This window comes from bacterium (assembly GCA_035307765.1).
In the GTDB taxonomy this organism is placed as follows: Bacteria; Sysuimicrobiota; Sysuimicrobiia; order Sysuimicrobiales; family Segetimicrobiaceae; genus Segetimicrobium.
The window spans coordinates 35,452-51,514 of the sequence record DATGHU010000051.1; the positions used below are offsets into that span (position 1 = coordinate 35,452).

At 71.0% G+C, this 16,063-nt stretch carries 14 protein-coding genes; 12 read left to right on the forward strand and 2 right to left on the reverse strand.

Features of this window, described 5'->3' with window-relative positions:
- Nucleotides 1-3: 3 nt before the first annotated feature.
- On the forward strand, nucleotides 4-2,292 hold the full coding sequence (locus tag VKV57_17635; GenBank protein ID HLW61727.1) for an FdhF/YdeP family oxidoreductase: 2,289 nt from the start codon (nucleotides 4-6) through the stop codon (nucleotides 2,290-2,292).
- Between the two features lie 57 nt (nucleotides 2,293-2,349).
- Here the strand turns inward: VKV57_17635 and VKV57_17640 are convergent, their stop codons facing one another.
- Nucleotides 2,350-2,601, reverse strand: coding sequence for a hypothetical protein (locus VKV57_17640; GenBank protein HLW61728.1), 252 nt, complete (start codon nucleotides 2,599-2,601; stop codon nucleotides 2,350-2,352).
- Nucleotides 2,602-2,780: 179 nt separating this feature from the next.
- Here VKV57_17640 and VKV57_17645 point away from each other — a divergent pair, with 179 nt between their 5' ends.
- From VKV57_17645 to VKV57_17685, 9 genes are read left to right on the forward strand one after another with little or no spacing between them, the layout of a single operon-like run.
- Complete coding sequence (locus VKV57_17645; protein ID HLW61729.1) at nucleotides 2,781-4,112, forward strand: aspartate aminotransferase family protein; 1,332 nt, start codon at nucleotides 2,781-2,783, stop codon at nucleotides 4,110-4,112.
- Entirely contained in the window at nucleotides 4,109-4,411 is a 303-nt protein-coding gene (gene uraH / locus VKV57_17650; GenBank protein HLW61730.1) for a hydroxyisourate hydrolase, read from the forward strand. Before VKV57_17645 ends, uraH begins: the two co-directional genes overlap by 4 nt.
- Entirely contained in the window at nucleotides 4,387-4,824 is a 438-nt protein-coding gene (locus VKV57_17655) for a 2-oxo-4-hydroxy-4-carboxy-5-ureidoimidazoline decarboxylase (protein ID HLW61731.1), read from the forward strand. Before uraH ends, VKV57_17655 begins: the two co-directional genes overlap by 25 nt.
- Complete coding sequence (pucL, locus tag VKV57_17660) at nucleotides 4,821-5,618, forward strand: urate oxidase (protein HLW61732.1); 798 nt, start codon at nucleotides 4,821-4,823, stop codon at nucleotides 5,616-5,618. The genes VKV57_17655 and pucL overlap by 4 nt, the downstream gene beginning before the upstream one ends.
- Complete coding sequence (locus tag VKV57_17665; protein HLW61733.1) at nucleotides 5,615-6,511, forward strand: xanthine dehydrogenase family protein subunit M; 897 nt, start codon at nucleotides 5,615-5,617, stop codon at nucleotides 6,509-6,511. Before pucL ends, VKV57_17665 begins: the two co-directional genes overlap by 4 nt.
- Before the next feature lie 3 nt (nucleotides 6,512-6,514).
- A complete protein-coding gene (locus tag VKV57_17670; GenBank protein HLW61734.1) occupies nucleotides 6,515-6,991 on the forward strand; it encodes a (2Fe-2S)-binding protein in 477 nt (158 codons plus the stop codon).
- Complete coding sequence (gene pucD / locus VKV57_17675; protein ID HLW61735.1) at nucleotides 6,988-9,381, forward strand: xanthine dehydrogenase subunit D; 2,394 nt, start codon at nucleotides 6,988-6,990, stop codon at nucleotides 9,379-9,381. The genes VKV57_17670 and pucD overlap by 4 nt, the downstream gene beginning before the upstream one ends.
- Nucleotides 9,382-9,412: 31 nt before the next feature.
- A complete protein-coding gene (locus tag VKV57_17680) occupies nucleotides 9,413-11,122 on the forward strand; it encodes a hydantoinase B/oxoprolinase family protein (GenBank protein HLW61736.1) in 1,710 nt (569 codons plus the stop codon).
- Nucleotides 11,115-13,208, forward strand: coding sequence for a hydantoinase/oxoprolinase family protein (locus tag VKV57_17685; protein HLW61737.1), 2,094 nt, complete (start codon nucleotides 11,115-11,117; stop codon nucleotides 13,206-13,208). Before VKV57_17680 ends, VKV57_17685 begins: the two co-directional genes overlap by 8 nt.
- A gap of 27 nt (nucleotides 13,209-13,235) precedes the next feature.
- On the opposite strand, the gene VKV57_17690 is transcribed toward VKV57_17685, so the two are convergent.
- Complete coding sequence (locus VKV57_17690) at nucleotides 13,236-14,408, reverse strand: hypothetical protein (GenBank protein HLW61738.1); 1,173 nt, start codon at nucleotides 14,406-14,408, stop codon at nucleotides 13,236-13,238.
- Nucleotides 14,409-14,530: 122 nt separating this feature from the next.
- Between VKV57_17690 and VKV57_17695 the strand changes: the two genes are divergently transcribed.
- Together VKV57_17695 and VKV57_17700 are read left to right on the forward strand one after the other, a co-directional pair.
- A complete protein-coding gene (locus tag VKV57_17695) occupies nucleotides 14,531-15,421 on the forward strand; it encodes a TIGR03619 family F420-dependent LLM class oxidoreductase (protein ID HLW61739.1) in 891 nt (296 codons plus the stop codon).
- 36 nt (nucleotides 15,422-15,457) lie between these two features.
- The gene (locus tag VKV57_17700; GenBank protein HLW61740.1) at nucleotides 15,458-16,030 is read left to right on the forward strand and encodes a Maf family nucleotide pyrophosphatase; all 573 of its coding nucleotides are present in this window, start codon (nucleotides 15,458-15,460) and stop codon (nucleotides 16,028-16,030) included.
- Nucleotides 16,031-16,063: the final 33 nt, after the last annotated feature.

Genomic DNA, 16,063 nt, shown 5'->3' on the forward strand with positions numbered 1-16,063 from the left:
CGTATGGACGTAAACGGGCAGCGGCGCACCGGAAAGGCGCGGCGGTATGTCAGTCCCTCTCCGATCGGGATCGGCTACACGAAGCCCAACCACTACCTCGAGATGGCCAAGGTGCTCGGGGAGAACAGCGACCAACTCGGGTTTGCCTGGCGGATCCTGAACGACGGGTGTTGCGACGGGTGCTCCCTCGGCACGGTGGGGCTCCGGGACTGGACGATGAAAGGGATCCACCTCTGCACGATCCGGCTCAAGATGCTCCGCCTGAACACGATGCCCGCGGTCGACCACCGCGTGCTCGAGCAGCCGCAGCGGCTGCGCGGCCGGTCGGCGAAAGCGCTCAGGCAGTTGGGCCGACTTCCCTACCCGATGGTCTGGCGCAAGGGCGAGCCGGGGTACCGGCGGGTATCCTGGGACGAGGCGCTCGACGTGTGCGCGGAGCAGATCCGCGGGGTGGTGGCCCGGGATGCGGACCGCATGTACTTCTACATGACGTCGCGCGGCATGCCGAACGAGCCGTACTTCGTGCTGCAGAAGGCCGCGCGATTCTTCGGCACCAACAACGTGGATAACTCGGCGCGGATCTGCCATGCCCCCAGCACGACGGGCCTCGGCGTCGCGATCGGGTACGGCGCGACCACTTGTTCCTACCGCGATTGGATCGGGACCGACCTCCTCGTGCTGATCGGGACCAACCTCGCCAACAACCAACCCGTGGCCGTGAAGTACATCGACGAGGCGAAGAAACGGGGCACCCGCGTCGTGGTGATCAACGCCTACCGCGAGGAAGGGCTGGACCGCTATTGGGTGCCGTCGTCGTGGGACAGCGCCGTCTTCGGCACCAAGATCATGGACGAGTTCTTCCAGGTGGCGATCGGCGGCGATGCCGCGTTCCTCACCGGGGCGCTGAAGCACCTGGTGGAGACCAACCGGCTGAACGAGGACTTCATCGCCAAGTACAGCGTTGGGTTCGAGGAGCTGCGGACTCACGTGCGCGCGTTGGCCTGGGAATCGCTGGAGCAGGACTCCGGGACGACCGCCGCCGAGATGCGCCGGTTCGCCGATCTCTACGCCGGCGTCGAGACCTCGATCTCCACGTGGTCGATGGGCGTGACCCAGCACGAGCACGGCCAGCAGAACGTGTTCGCCATCGCCAACCTCGCCCTCGCGATGGGCCGCATCGGCCGGCCCCACACCGGACTGAATCCCATCCGCGGCCACTCCGGCGTCCAGGGCGGCGCGGAGATGGGCGCGGTGCCGAACACTTACGGACAGGGGCGCAAGGTGGGCGACCCCAAGACGATGGCGACGATGAAGGAGTTGTGGGGCTTCGACGTTCCGGCGAAGCCCGGGGTGACCGCCGCCGCCTCAATCAACGCCGCGCACGAGGGGAAGTTCGACCTGCTGTATTCGGTGGGGGGTAATTTCATCGAAACGATGCCCGACCCTGCCTACGTGCGGGAGGCGCTGGCCCGGGTGCCGGTCCGGATCTTCCAGGACATCGTGATCAGCCCGATGATGCTGCTCGATCCCGGAGAGGTCTCGGTGATCCTCCCCGGGGCCACCAGGTACGAGACGCCGGGCGGGGTGACGGAGACGACGACCGAGCGGCGGATCGTGTTCAGCCCGGAAATCCCCGGGCGGCGCATCGGCGAAGCCAAGCCGGAGTGGGAGATCCCCATGCTCATCGCCGAGCGGGTGCACCCCGATCGCCGCCGGCTCATCCACTACGACACCACCCAGCAGATCCGGGACGATATCGCCAGCGTGATCCCCTCGTACGACGGCATCCAGCGCCTCACGAGGAAGGGCGACCAGGTGCAGTGGGGCGGTCCCCGGCTCTGCGCCGACAACCGGTTCAACACCCCCGATGGTAAGGCGCATTTCGTGGTTCCGCGGTGGCCGGATCGGCGCCTGCCCCCCGGGAAGTTCTACGTCTCCACCCGCCGCGGGAACCAGTTCAACAGCATGGTGTGGGGCGACCGCGACCCGTTGACCGGATCGGACCGCGACGACGTGTTCATCTCCGCCGCGGATGCCCGCCGCCGAAACCTCAAGCGGGGCGACCCCGTGATCCTCCGGTCCGAGGCGGGAGAGTTCCGGGGGAAGGTCCGCATCGCCGCGATCACCCCGGGAAACCTGGCCGTGCATTGGCCGGAAGGCAACACGCTGATCAGGACCGGACACTACGACCCCAGCTGTGGGGAACCGGACTACAACGCCGTCTGCGATTTGACCGTGCCCGCGGGACGGGAGGCCGTCCCCTCAGAGGCGGTGCTCGGCGGCGCGCGCTAAGCGGCCCGCCCGTCCGGGCGCGACCGCGGAGGCGGGGAGCCGTCCCGCCCCCCGCGATCAGGCGTAGGCCGGCAGCGGGTGGTGCGCCGGGCGGCCGCCGGATCCGGCCGGGTTCAGCCCGTGCCGGGCGCAGTAGCGGCGGATGATCTCAGCGTCGCGCGCCGCCCGAACGGTGTTCGGGAGCACGGTCCCCGCGATCAACGCGTGCAGCTTCGCCAGCGTGTGCTCGTGCACCCCGATCACGGCTCGCACGAAGGCCTCGGGGGTGTTTTCGTCGTGCGGGCAGTGCGCGCTCTCAGCGGCGATCATGGTTCTGTCTCCTCTCACTCCACATTGGCACTATCCGATATATACCCATCGTGAGGGGCCCCGCATTCTCCAGAGGGCGGCGGGTGCGGAATTGTGACACCGAGCGGGGCAAAGGATGCCCCTGCCGCCCAGCGAATACTCCCCTGATCGTGAGGAACGTCTTCCACCGAGGCGCGCCGATGGCGACAGTATATGGAAAGGCGGTCGTCGAGCAGTACCTCCGGGCCAATCGGCGGTCACAGGCCCTCGGCGACCGCGCCGGGTCCGTGCTCCCGGGCGGGATCACCCGCACCTCGGTGTACTTCGACCCGTATCCCCCGTACATGGAGCGCGGCGAGGGGTGCCGGATTACCGATGTCGACGGCAACGAGCGGATCGATTTCTCGAACAACTATACGTCGTTGATCCTCGGCCACTGCCCCCCGGCCGTCGTGTCCGCGGTCCAGGCCCAGGTCGCCCTCGGCAGCGCCTTCGCCGCGCCGACCCGTCATGAGATCGCGCTCGCCGAGCTGATCACTCGGCGCGTGCCGTCGGTCGAGCGGCTCCGATTCGCGAGCTCGGGGACCGAGGCGGTGATGTTTGCGCTGCGGCTCGCTCGAGCGTTCACCGGGCGGACGAAGATCGCGAAACCCGAGGGCGGGTTCCACGGGACGTCCGAGTACGCGTCCGTCTCCGTGAGCCCCGACCCTTCGCGTGCCGGTGATCCCCGCCGGCCGGCGTCCCTGCCGGCGACCGAGGGGCTCCCCGAGCGCGTGGTGGACGACGTCGTTGTGTTCCCGTTCAACGACGCGGAGGCGACCGAAGCGCTGATCCGCCAGCACCAGGACACCCTCGCCGCGGTGATCATCGAGCCCGTGCTCGGGTCCAGCGGGATGATCCCGGCGCGGCGTGAGTACCTCGCCCGGGTGCGGGAGGCGACCGCGCGGTACGGCGTCCTCCTCATCTTCGACGAGATCATCACCCTGCGCGTCGCATCCGGGGGCGCCCAGAGCGCCTACGGGATCGTCCCCGATTTGACCGTGATGGGCAAGATCATCGGCGGCGGATACCCCGTCGCCGCGTTCGGCGGCCGCGCGGACATCATGGCGCCGCTCGATCCTCGGGGGGGCCGCCCGTCCATTCCCCAGAGCGGCACCTTCAATGGGAACCCGATCGGGATGGTCGCCGGCACGGCGACGCTCGAGGCCCTCACCCCCGCGGTGTACGACCGCCTCAACGCCATGGGCGACGACCTCCGCTCGCGGCTGCGGGATGTGTTCGCGCGCAAGGGGATTGCGGCGCAGGTGACGGGGATGGGCTCCCTCTTCAACCTCCACTTCACCGACGTCGAGGTCGTGGACTTCCGGACGATGCGGACCGGGGACGCGGATCGGCTGCGCGAGGTCTTCTTCCGGCTGCTCAACGAGGGGATCTTCGTGGCCCCGCGTGGCATGGGATGCCTCTCCGCGCCGATGGGCGAGGCGGAGATCGCCGCCTTCGTCCGGGCCACGGAGCGGGCGCTCGAAGGGTGAGGCCGTCGATCTCGACCCACGTCCTCGACACCGAACGGGGGGAACCCGCGCGCGGGCTTCGCGTCGAGCTGTTCCGGCGGGATGTGCTCCTCTCGGCTCAGGCCACCGATGCCGACGGGAGGATCACCGATCTGGTGCAGGGGCCGCTGGAGCGGGGCTCGTACCGTTTGGTGTTCCGCCTCGGCGGGCGCTTCTTCTCGTGCATCCAGATCGAGTTCGCCGTGGACGACCCCGGGCGGCACTATCACGTCCCGTTGCTCGTCGCCCCCTACGCATGCACCACGTACCGCGGCAGCTGACCGCGGACGAGCTCGCCGCGCTCTTCGAGGGTCGCACCCGATTCGTCGAGCGGCTGGCGGCGTGCGCCGATCCGCTTGCGGAGGCCCGGACCCTGCTCGCGCGCCTACCGGAGGAAGAGCAGCGCGAGGCGCTGAACGCGCACCCGCCGATCGGCGCGGGGCGCCTTTCGGCGGCGTCGGCGCGGGAGCAGGGACGGGAGGACGACCCCGAGGTGCTCGCCGAGCTCGCCCGGCTGAACCGCGCCTACGAGGCCAAGTTCGGGTTCCGATTCGTGGTCTTCGTCAACCGGCGCCCCCGATCGGAGATCCTTCGCCTGCTCCGCGCCCGGATCACGCACACCCCCGAGGAGGAACTCCGGACCGGGCTGGACGAGCTCGTCTCCATCGCCCTCGACCGGTATCGGTCCCGATGAGCATCCATTACGGCAAGGCGGCGGTGAGGGTTTACCGGACGGACGGGCGGAGCACGCTGTTCGCCGCCGAGATCCGGCTGGATGTGTCGGGGCAAGCCTTCCTGCCCGCGTATACGCAGGGGGACAACGCGATGGTGGTCCCGACCGACACGATGAAGAACTTCATCCACGCCACGGCGCTCGGCTACGACGGGGCGGCGCTGGAGGAGTTTTTGGCGTTGCTCGGCCGGCGGTTTCTCGACGCCTACGCCCACATCGAGCACCTTGCCCTACACGGACGCGAGTTGGTGTTCGCGCGCCGCGGGACGGTGCTGTTCCAGCAGCTGGAGGAGGACTACGAGGTGGCCGAGCTGACCATGGATCGCGCCGGCATCCGGCGGCACCGCTCCGGGCGCGAGGCGCTGCGGCTGATCAAGATCACGGGGAGCTCGTTCGCCCGGTTTCCCCGCGACGACTACACGACGCTGCCCGAGACGGCCGACCGGCCGCTGTTTATCCACCTCAACGTCTACTGGCGGTACCGGACGTTTGCCGACCGGGTGCCGAGCGCGGCGGTGCGGGACGTGGTGATGGCGACGTTTGCGGAGTTCGTGTCGAAGTCGATCCAGCATCTGCTCCACGAGATGGGCGAGCGCGTGCTCGGGCATTTTCCGGCGATCGATGAGGTCTCGTTTGAGGCGGAAAACCGCCTCTGGGATACGGCGCAGACGTGCGAGCGGGATCCGCGGGTCAACGTCTACTGCGATCCGCGTCCCCCCTACGGGATCATCGGGTACACGCGGCACCGCGGATGAGGGACGTCCTCCGGCCCCGCACCTTGCCCGAGGCGCTGGCGATGAAGGCCGAGCACCCCGAGGCGGTCCCGATCGCCGGCGGGACCGATCTGATGGTCGATCTCAACTTTGACCGGCGGCGCCCGGAACGCCTGATCGACATCTCGCACCTCCCCGAGCTGGCGCGGTGGCGGTGGGAAGACGGCCAGCTGTTCTTGGGAGCCGGCGTCACGTACGCGGTCATCGTGCGGGACCTCTCGGCGGTCACCCCGCTGGCCGAGGCGGCGCGGGCCGTCGGCTCGCCGCAGATCCGCAACCGCGGCACGGTGGGGGGAAACCTCGGCACCGCCTCGCCGGCCGGAGACGCGCTCCCCGTGCTCGCGGCGTACGACGCCGAGGTGGCGCTGGCGAGCGCCGGAGGGCAGCGGACGGTCCCGTGGGCCGAATTCCTGGTCGGGCCCAGGCGCAGCGCGCTCCGCCCCGACGAGTTGATCGTCGGCGCGCGGTGGCGCGTGCCCTCGGGACCGGGGTCGTTCTCCAAGGTCGGTCCGAGAAACGCCATGGTCATCGCGATCGCCAGCCTCTGCCTGGTGGTCGATGAGGAGCGCCGGGAGGTGCGGGTCGCCCTGGGATCCGTCGGCCCCACGGTGCTGCGGGTCCGCGGCGCGGAGATGCACCTCGCGGAGGCGCTTGCGGCAGCCGGGGTGTGGGACGATCGGGCCGCCCCGCTGCCCGCCCGGGCCGTGGAGCAGTTCGGGGCGGAGGTCGCGGACGGCGCCCGGCCGATCGACGATGTCCGCGGCACCGCCGCGTACCGGCGCCACGCCTGTGGCGTCCTCGCGCGGCGCGCGCTCGGCTGGGCCCTTCGCGATCGCCTCCCGCGCCGCGGTCCAGGGGCGAGCCGCGGGCGGTAGTGGATGACGCGGGTCACGGCGCGCGTCAACGGCGAGGTGCGGGCGGCCGACGTCTGGCCGGGGGCCAGCCTCCTCTTCATGCTGCGCGAGCATCTGGGCCTCGCCGGCGCAAAAAATGCCTGCGAACAGGGGGAATGCGGATCGTGCTCAGTTTGGCTCGACGGCGACCTCGTCTGCTCCTGCCTCGTGCTCGCCGCGCAGGTGGACGGACGCGAGGTGCGCACCGTGGAGGGGCTGGCGGACGGCGATCGCCTCCATCCCGTCCAGGAGGCGTTTCTCGAGGCGGGCGCGGCGCAGTGCGGTTTCTGCACCCCGGGGTTCATCGTCGCCGTGGCCGATCTGCTCGCCAGGGGCATCTCCCCCGACGACGCGGTGGTGCGCGAAGCGCTGTCCGGGAACCTCTGCCGGTGCACGGGGTATGAGAAGATCCTCGACGCCGTGAGGATCGCCGCCGAGCGGATGCGCGGGGGCGGGGGATGAGCATCCGCACGGTGGGGCCGGTGCGGGGCGGCGTAGGGGAGAGCGCGCGCCGGATCGACGGCGTCCCCAAAGTGCGGGGGAGCTTTGCTTTCGCCAGCGACCTCTGGGCACCGGGAGGGCTCTGGGGGCACACGATCAGAAGCCCGCACCCGCACGCGCGCATCCGGAGCGTCGACATCGCGAAGGCGCTGGCCACCCCCGGCGTGCACGCGGTGCTCGTTGCCGGGGACGTGCCCGGCAAGAAGACGTACGGGCTGGAGTTCGCCGACCAACCGGTCCTGGCGTGGGATCGGGTGCGCTACGCGGGAGAGCCGGTGGCGATCCTGGCGGCCGCCGACCCGGAGACCGCCCGGCGCGCGGCGGAGCGAGTGGCGGTGGACTACGAGGTGTTGCCGGCGGTGACCGACATGGCCAGGGCGCTCGAGGGGGCCGCGCCGCGCGTGCACGAGTTCGGGAACGTGCTCCGCCACACGCGGATCGTGCGCGGCGATCCCGACGCCTCCGCCAAGGTGTGGGTCGACGGGTACTACGAGACGGGGATGCAGGATCAGGCGATGCTCGGCCCGGAGGCGGGGATGGCGGTGCCGGGCGCCGACGGCGGGGTAGACTTGTACGTCGCGACCCAATGGCTGCACGTGGACCGCCAGCAGGTCGCGCCCTGCCTCGGTCTCCCGCTGGAGAAGGTCCGGCTGCACCTGGCGGGGGTGGGGGGGGCGTTCGGGGCGCGCGAGGATGTCAGCATGCAGGTCCACGCCTGTCTGCTCGCGCTTCGCACCGGGAAGCCGGTCAAGATGGTGTACGGCCGCGAGGAGTCGTTCTTCGGCCACGTGCACCGGCACCCATCCCGGATCTGGATGCGGCACGGGGCCGCCCGCGATGGGCGGCTGGTCTGCGTGCGCGCGCGGCTCCTCGTCGACGGCGGAGCGTATGCCTCCTCGTCGTCCGCGGTGATCGCGAACGCCAGCACCTTTGCCACCGGTCCGTACGAGGTGCCGAACGTGCTGATCGAGGGGACCTGCGTGTACACCAACAACCCGCCCTGCGGCGCGATGCGGGGCTTCGGCGCGGTCCAGGCCTGCTTCGCCTACGAGGCGCAGATGGACAAGCTCGCGCGTGCGCTCGGCCGGGACCCCGTCGCCCTGCGCCTCCAGAACGCCTTGGCCACCGGGGCGGTCCTGGCGACCGGCCAGCGGCTCCGCGGCAGCGCGCCGGTGCGGGAGGTGATTGCCCGCTGTGCCGCCCTGCCGATGCCCGAGGCGCGCGGGGAGGGTGCGGCGGGCGCGGGGAGCCTTCGCTACCCGGGGGGCGCCGGAAACGTATCCCGGGGCGAGGGGCTCCGTCGGGGGGTCGGCTTTGCGGTGGGGTGGAAGAACATCGCCTACAGCGAGGGGTTCGACGATTCGTCACAGGCGCGCGTTCGCCTCGCGACCACGCCCGGCGGGCCGCGAGCGGAGGTGTGGTGCGCGGCGGCCGAGGTGGGACAGGGGGTGCACACGGTCCTCGCCCAGATCGTTCGGACCGAACTCGGCGTGGAAGCGGTGGTCGTGCATCCCCCGGACACGACGATGGGCTCTGCCGGGTCGAGCTCCGCGTCGCGGCAGACGATGATGTCGGGAGGGGCCGTGCAGCTGGCCTGTGCGGCGGTCAGGGACGTCCTCGCGGCGCGGGTGCGCTCCGGCGGCAGGGACGCTCGCGGCGACCTGCGCGTGGAGGAGGGGCGGATCCTGGTGGGGGGGCACCCGGTCGGGCCCGTCGATGCCTACTTGGGGGACCCGATCGAGGTGACCCGCGTGTACCACCATCGCCAGACCACCCGGCTGGACGCGTCGGGCGCGGGCGATCCCCACGTGGCGTTCGCGTTTGCCGCCCAGCGCGCGGTGGTGGAGGTGGACACCGAGCTCGGGCTGGCGCGGGTCGTCCAGATCGCGACGGCTCAGGACGTGGGGCGCGCCCTGAACCCCCAGAGCGTGCACGGCCAGATCGAGGGCGGCACCGCCCAAGGGATCGGCCTGGCGCTGATGGAGGAAGTCCAGCTTGAGGGCGGCCGGATCAAGAACGCGTCGTTCACCGACTATCTGATTCCCACGATCCTGGACATGCCGCCGGTGGTCGCCGCGCTCGTCGAGGAGCCCGAACCCGACGTCCCGTTCGGCGCCAAAGGGGTGGGGGAACCTTCCACGATCGTCTCCACGGCGGCGGTGGCGGCCGCCCTTCGCGACGCCACCGGGCTCCCGCTCAACCGCGTGCCGGTCCGGGCGGACGACCTGATCGGGCTGGCCCCCCCGGCGGACACCGGCGAGCCGCCGCCTCCCCCCGTCGTTCCCGGGCCCGGCCCCGTTCCCCAGTTCTTCGGGCTGGCGGCCGGCCAGCAGGAGCTCACCGATTCGTGAGGCAGGTCACGCTCCACCCAGGAGTGTCGTGATGCTTGACCGGATTACCGTCTCGGTGGTGCAGCACCGCTTCGTGGCGATCGTCGCGGAGATGGGCGAGGCGATGCTGCGCACCGCCTACTCGCAGATCTTGAACTCGAGCCGAGATTTCTCGACCGCGCTCACCGATGGGGAGGGGCGGCTGGTGGCGCAAGCGGAGCACGTGCCGATTCACGTGGGGGCGCTCCCCTGGGCGGTGCGGTCGGTGTTGGGGACGTTTGCCGGCCGGATCCGCCCCGGCGACCTCTACCTCCTCAACGATCCGTATCACGGCGGGAACCACCTTCCCGATCTGACCGTGCTCCTCCCGGTGTTCGCGGGGGGGCGGCTGATCTTCTGGTCGATCAACCGGGCGCACCAGAGCGATATCGGCGGCTCGACGCACGGCGCCTACAATCCGGGGGCGACGGAGATCTGGCAGGAAGGGATTCGGATTCCTCCGCTCAAGCTCTACGACGCCGGCGACCTCCGCGACGACGTCATGCACATGATCGCGACGAACGTGCGTCACTCCAGCGACTTTCTCGGGGATCTCCGCGCCTCGATCGGCTCGGCCCGGCTCGGCGAGCGCCGCCTGCTGCGCCTCGCGGACGAGTACGGCGTCGCGACCGTCGCGGACGCGGTGGGGGAGATCCTCGATGGCACCGAGCGGCAGACCCGCGCCTGCATCCGGACCTGGAAGGATGGGGTGTACCGAGGCGAGGCGGTGCTCGACGACGACGGCCACGGGGCGCGGGACATCGCGATCCGCGCGACGGTGCGCAAAGCGGGCGACGGCCTGACCGTCGATTTGAGCAGGAGCGCTCCCCAGGTGACGGGGTTCGTCAACTCGTCGTACCCCAACACGATGTCCGCGGTCTTCATGGCGATCGCCTACCTCATCGATCCGGACATCCCCAAAAACGACGGGACGTTCCGCCCGGTGACAGTGGTGGCGAAGCAGGGGACCGTGGTGTGGCCGTACCCGCCGGCTCCGGTGACGCTGGCGACGAACCACTGCGGCCAGGAGATCTGCGAGGCGGTGATCAAAGCCCTGGCCGCGTCGTGCCCGGAGCGGGCGATCGCGGGGTGGTCGCGGAGGTTTCGCATCGCCATCCGCGGCATCGACCCCCGGACGCGGCGGCCGTTTATCTGGCACATGTTTCACGCCCGGGGCGGCGGCGGCGCCTCCGCCGCCGGCGACGGGTGGCCGACGGCGGGGGAGGGACAGGCCGCGGGGGGGATCAAGTTCGGCAGCGTCGAGGTGACCGAGGTCCGGTTCCCGCTCTACCTCCGCCGGCACGAGTTCCGCCCCGACTCGGGCGGGACGGGCAGGTATCGAGGAGGGGTGGGCTCGGTGCTGGAGATGCGGGTGGAGATCGCCGAGCCGGCAAGCGCCAACACCGCCGGCGACGGAGTCCGCCACGCTCCGTACGGCCTCTTCGGCGGCGCGGATGGTCTGCTGCACCGTTATCGCCTGCGCTCGCACGGGAGCGATCGGGTCCTGCGGACCAAAGAAGTCGGGATTCCCGTCGGGCCGGGCGATGTGTTCTTCGTCGAGTCGTCGGGGGGCGGCGGTTACGGAGACCCGCGCGGACGCCCCGCGGACGCCCACGCCGCGGACCTGCAAAACGGGGTGGTCACCCCGCGCCGCGCGCGGTCGAGACCGCGCTCCGGCCGCACGCGGGCCCCGCGGCGCGCAGCGTCCCGGGCGCATGTCTGACCTGCCGCAGGGACACGGGGGGCATCCCCAGGCGGGGGAGGGACACGCGTTCAGGATCGGCATCGATGTCGGCGGGACCTTCACCGATCTCGTGGCGGTCGACGAGGCCGGCCGGGTCACGCTGACCAAAGTGGCATCCACCCCCGACGATCCCTCGCGAGGGATCCTGGAGGGTCTGGGCCTCCTCGCGGAGGCCGTGGGGCGAGACCTGCGCACGCTGCTCGCCCAAACCGACCGCCTCGTCCACGGCACGACGGTGGCGACGAACGCGCTGGTGGAGCGGAAGGGCGCGCGGGTCGGCCTGCTGACCACCGAGGGGCATCGGGACATCCTGGAGATGCGCGAAGGCCTGAAGGACGACCGCTACAATCTGAGGATGCCCCCGCCCGTGCCGCTGGTGCCCCGGTACCTCCGGATCGGCGTACGCGAGCGGGTGCGGTCCGACGGCACGGTGGATCGTCCCCTCAGCCGAGCGTCCCTGGCCGCGGGGATCCGCGCGCTCGCCCGGGCCGGCGTCGAATCGGCGGCGATCTGCTACCTGCACGCCTACGGAAACCCCCGGCACGAGGCCAGGACCCGGCAGGCGGTCGCGCGCAGCCTGCCCGGCGTCTACCTGTCGGTCTCGTCGGAGGTCCTCCCCCAGATCAAGGAATACGAACGGGTCTGCACGACCGTCGTGAACGCCTACGTGGGACCGGCCCTCTCCCGGTACCTCGCGGCGCTGGCCGCGCGCCTGACGGCGAGCGGCTACCACCGGGGCGTTTTGATCATGCAGTCGCACGGCGGGGTGGCCACGATCGAGGACTCAACGCGCCTGGCGGCCGGGGTGATCCTCTCCGGGCCGGCGGGGGGGCTGGCCGGAAGTCGATTCTGCTCGGACCTCCTCGGGCACGGCGATCTGATCACCTTCGACATGGGCGGGACGAGCACCGACATCGCCCTGCTCGAGGGCGGTGAGCCTCCGCTGACGGGAGACAAGGCCGTGGGCGGCCACAAGGTCGCCCTGCCCAGCCTGGACATCCACACGCTGGGCGCGGGGGGCGGATCGATCGCCCGCGTCGATCTCGGCGGCATCCTCCACGTCGGGCCCCAAAGTGCGGGGGCGGTTCCCGGGCCGGCCTGCTACGGGCGCGGCGGAGACGCGGCCACGGTCACCGACGCGAACGTGGTGCTGGGGTACCTCGACCCCGACAATTTTCTCGGCGGCCGCACCCACCTCGACGCCGACGCCGCGCATCGGGAAGTGACGCGGATCGCCCGCCGGTTGGGGTGCTCGGCCGTGGAGGCGGCGGAAGGGATCCACGCCGTCGTCAACACCACGATGGCGGAGGGGATCCGGATCGTCTCGGTGCGCCGCGGCGTCGATCCCCGCCGCTTCGCCCTCCTCGCGTTTGGGGGCGCGGCCGGGCTACACGTCACCCGGGTGGCCCGCCAGCTGGAGATCACCCGCGTCGTCGTCCCGCGGATCGCGGCGGTGCTGTCGGCTTGGGGGATGCTGGCCACCGATCTTCGGTACGAGCTCGTGCGCACCCGCGTGGGTGAGGTGCGCCGCGTCGGGGCGGCGGGGCTCCGGCGCCTCTTCGCCGAGATGGAGGCCGAGGGGCGGACGCGGCTCGGCCCGGCGGACGCCGTCGCCCCCACGTTTCGGCGATCGCTCGACATGCGGTACGGAGAGCAGATCTTCGAGATCAACGTCCCGCTCGACGGGCTCGATCTGGAGGCGCCCGACCTGGTCGACCAGGTCGTGGCGCGATTCCTGCGCCGCCACGAGGCGCTGTACACGTACAGCGCCGCCGATCAGGATGTCGTGTTGGTCAACGCCCGCCTCACGGTCGTCGGCGAGCTCCCGGTCACCCCCGTCGAGCCGCGGATCCCGGCCGGGGGAACGGCCGCGCCGGCGAAGCAGCGGCGCGCCTACCTCGGGGGGTGGACGGAGGTCCCCGTCTACCGGTGGGACGACCTCCCCCCAGGGGCGCGGGTTGTCGGTCCGGCGATCTTCGAGTCGGATACCACGACGGTGGTCGCCCACCGCGGCGAGGGCGTCCGCGTGACCCCGCACGGGTGGCTGGACGTGACGATCACCTAGAAAGGCGGGGGCCGATGCGGGAGACGCTCAGACGGTAAAGCCTTCGCCGAGCCCGAGGGCGTGGACCGCGTACACGTACACCCCGGCGTTCCAGGCGAAGGGGACCTCGGCGGTGTAGAATCGCCGGGAGATCGGCGTGCCGGTTCGATCGTAGACCTCGTTCACGGCGTTGTGGCGCAGGTACCACCCCCCGATCAGCGCGAGGTCGGCGAACGCCCCGGCTCGGTCCCCGTACCGCTCCTTGCACACGGCGTTGAGGGTCCCCAACCACGGCCAGATCATCGTTCGGTGGTAGTCGGGGATCCCGGCGAGATAGTACATCGGGAAGACCTGCCACGGGGGGTAGACGGGATCGACCACGCGGAGCGGCGCGTCCGCGTCGAGCCGGCCGGCCCGGATGCGGCCGAGGATCCCGCGGGCCTGCGCCAGGGTCGCCACCCCGAAGAACATGGCGAGGACGTTGCCGTCCGAGGAAAATCCCCCGCGTTTCGCTCCCCAGATCCAGTCGGTGAAGTGGTCGCCGCTCCAGAAGATCTGCAGGCGCTGGAAGGTCCGGTCGGCCGCGCGGCCGATCTCCCGCGCCTCGTCGGCCTGACCGTTCACGTCCTTCAGCGCCGCGTAGGCGCGCAGAGCCTGATAGTAGATGACGTTCAGGTTGAAGACCTTGTTGGCCTTGATGATGGAGTCCATCCAATCGGCGAGCCAGTAGCTCTCGATCAACCCGTCGCCGTCGCGATCGTGGCGCCCCAGCCAGCGGATCGCCCGGTCCATCGTCGGATCGAACCGCCGGCAGAACGAGACGTCGCCGCTGCGCTCGAAATACTCCCGTGCCGCGATGATGAACAGCGCGGTGGGGTCGATCGGATCGGAGAAGATGCCGCCGGCGCGCCCCACGACCTTGGGGCGGCTCCTCAGCGTGTTGTAGCCGGTGATGTGGTGCCCGACGAACTCCACGCGGACCGGGAGCTTCCCCGACGGGAACTGGTACTTGATGAAGGTATCGAGCTCCGCCAGCGCCTGCGCGTGATCGCCGAGCGCGAGCGCGCCGAACGACGCCCACAGCCCATCCCGCGCCCAGTAGGCATTGAAGTGGAGGCGCCCGGCGACGATGCCGTCGGGGTTGTAGCACGCCCGCAGGTCGCGCACGGCGACGCCGTACGCCCGCCGGATGATGTCGAGGTCGGTCGTCTGCTCAGGCATGCGCAGGGAATGAGGTCTGCCCTTTCGGGTTCCGCACAACATTCTCCGGGGGCGCAGGCGCCCCTCCCACATCCCCGGAGGCGGCAGGACATTTCGCCGCGGGTCGCTAACCCTCATCCGCCATGGAGTACGGGATCACCCTGCCGGGCGCGGGGCCGCTCGCCACCCCCGAGGCGTTGACCGCGGTGGCGACGCTCGCGGAATCGCTCGGGTACGCGTCGGTGTGGGTGACCGATCATATCGCGTTTCCCGAGCAGCACACCAGCGCCTACCCGTACCGAGCGGACCGGAAAGCCCCGTGGCCGTCGACCATTTCCTACCTCGATGCCTTCACCGCGTTGAGTTGGGTGGGGGCGGTGACCCGACGGGTCGGCCTCGGCACCTCGGTGCTGATCCTTCCGTTGCGTCCCCCGTTGATCGTCGCGAAGACGGTGGCCACCCTGGACTACTTGAGCGGCGGCCGGATGCTCCTCGGGGTGGGCGCGGGGTGGCTTCGCGAGGAGTTCGACCTGCTGGGGCAACCGTTTGAGGACCGCGGTCGGCGGATGCGGGAGGCGATCCGAATCTTGCGGGCGTGCTGGGGTCCCGATCCGGTGCGGTTCGAGGGGGCGTTCTATCATCTCGCGCCGTTCGGGATGGATCCCAAACCGGTCCAAGGCCCCCGGCTGCCCGTGCTGGGGGGAGGCGAGGGCGACGTCGCGCTCCGGCGCGTGGCCGAAGTCTGCGACGGCTGGCATCCCCTGAACCTGACCCCCGAGCAGGTGGCGGAGCGTCTCGACCGGCTTCGCCGGTACGTGGCGGACGCCGGACGCTCCATGGCCGACCTGCTGCTCACCGTCCGTCCCGGGCTGGCCAACCCGGTGACGGTCGATCTCGCGGCCCGCTACGAGGCGCTGGGCGTCCGGTTGCTCGTCGCCGACGTCGACTATCGGCGGTTGACGCTGCCCGAGGCGCTCGCGCAGGTGGCCCACCTGGCGCGGGCGCTGCATCTTTCCGGCGCCGGCGTGGCGTGACCCGCCGCGTGTCCCGTGTTCACCTGTAGGGAGACGATCGTGCTGGCGTCGGCGTCGCCGCGGCGGCGTGACCTGCTGGCCTCCGCCGGGATCGCCGTGCGGGCGGTGGCGAGCGGCATCCCCGAGGAGGATCATCCGGGGGAGCACGCCGAGGCGCGCGTCCGCCGCCTGGCCGAGGCGAAGGCCCGGGCCGTGGCGCGCGCCGCGGCCGGGGCGGGGCGGTTTTTCATCGGCGCCGACACCGTGGTCGTGCGGGGCGCGGAGGCGCTGGGCAAGCCCCGCGACCGCGGCGATGCGGAGCGGATGCTGCGCGCGCTTTCCGGAGGGGTGCACGAGGTTGTCACCGGCGTGGCGGTGTACGACGCCGCGGCCGATCGGGTGCACGTCGAGGCGGTGCGCACGCGCGTCACCTTCAAGGCGCTGCGCGATCGGGAGATCGCGGCGTATGTCGAGGAGGATCGTCCCTTCGACAAGGCCGGCGCCTACGGGATTCAGGGGCGGGCGGCGTTCATGGTGGAGCGGATCGACGGATCGTACACGAACGTGGTCGGCCTGCCGCTGTGCGAGACGGTCGAAGCGCTGCTCGCGATGGGGGCCATCTCCCCCTGAGCGGTCGGCGTCGGCGAGTGTGGGGGGAGCGCC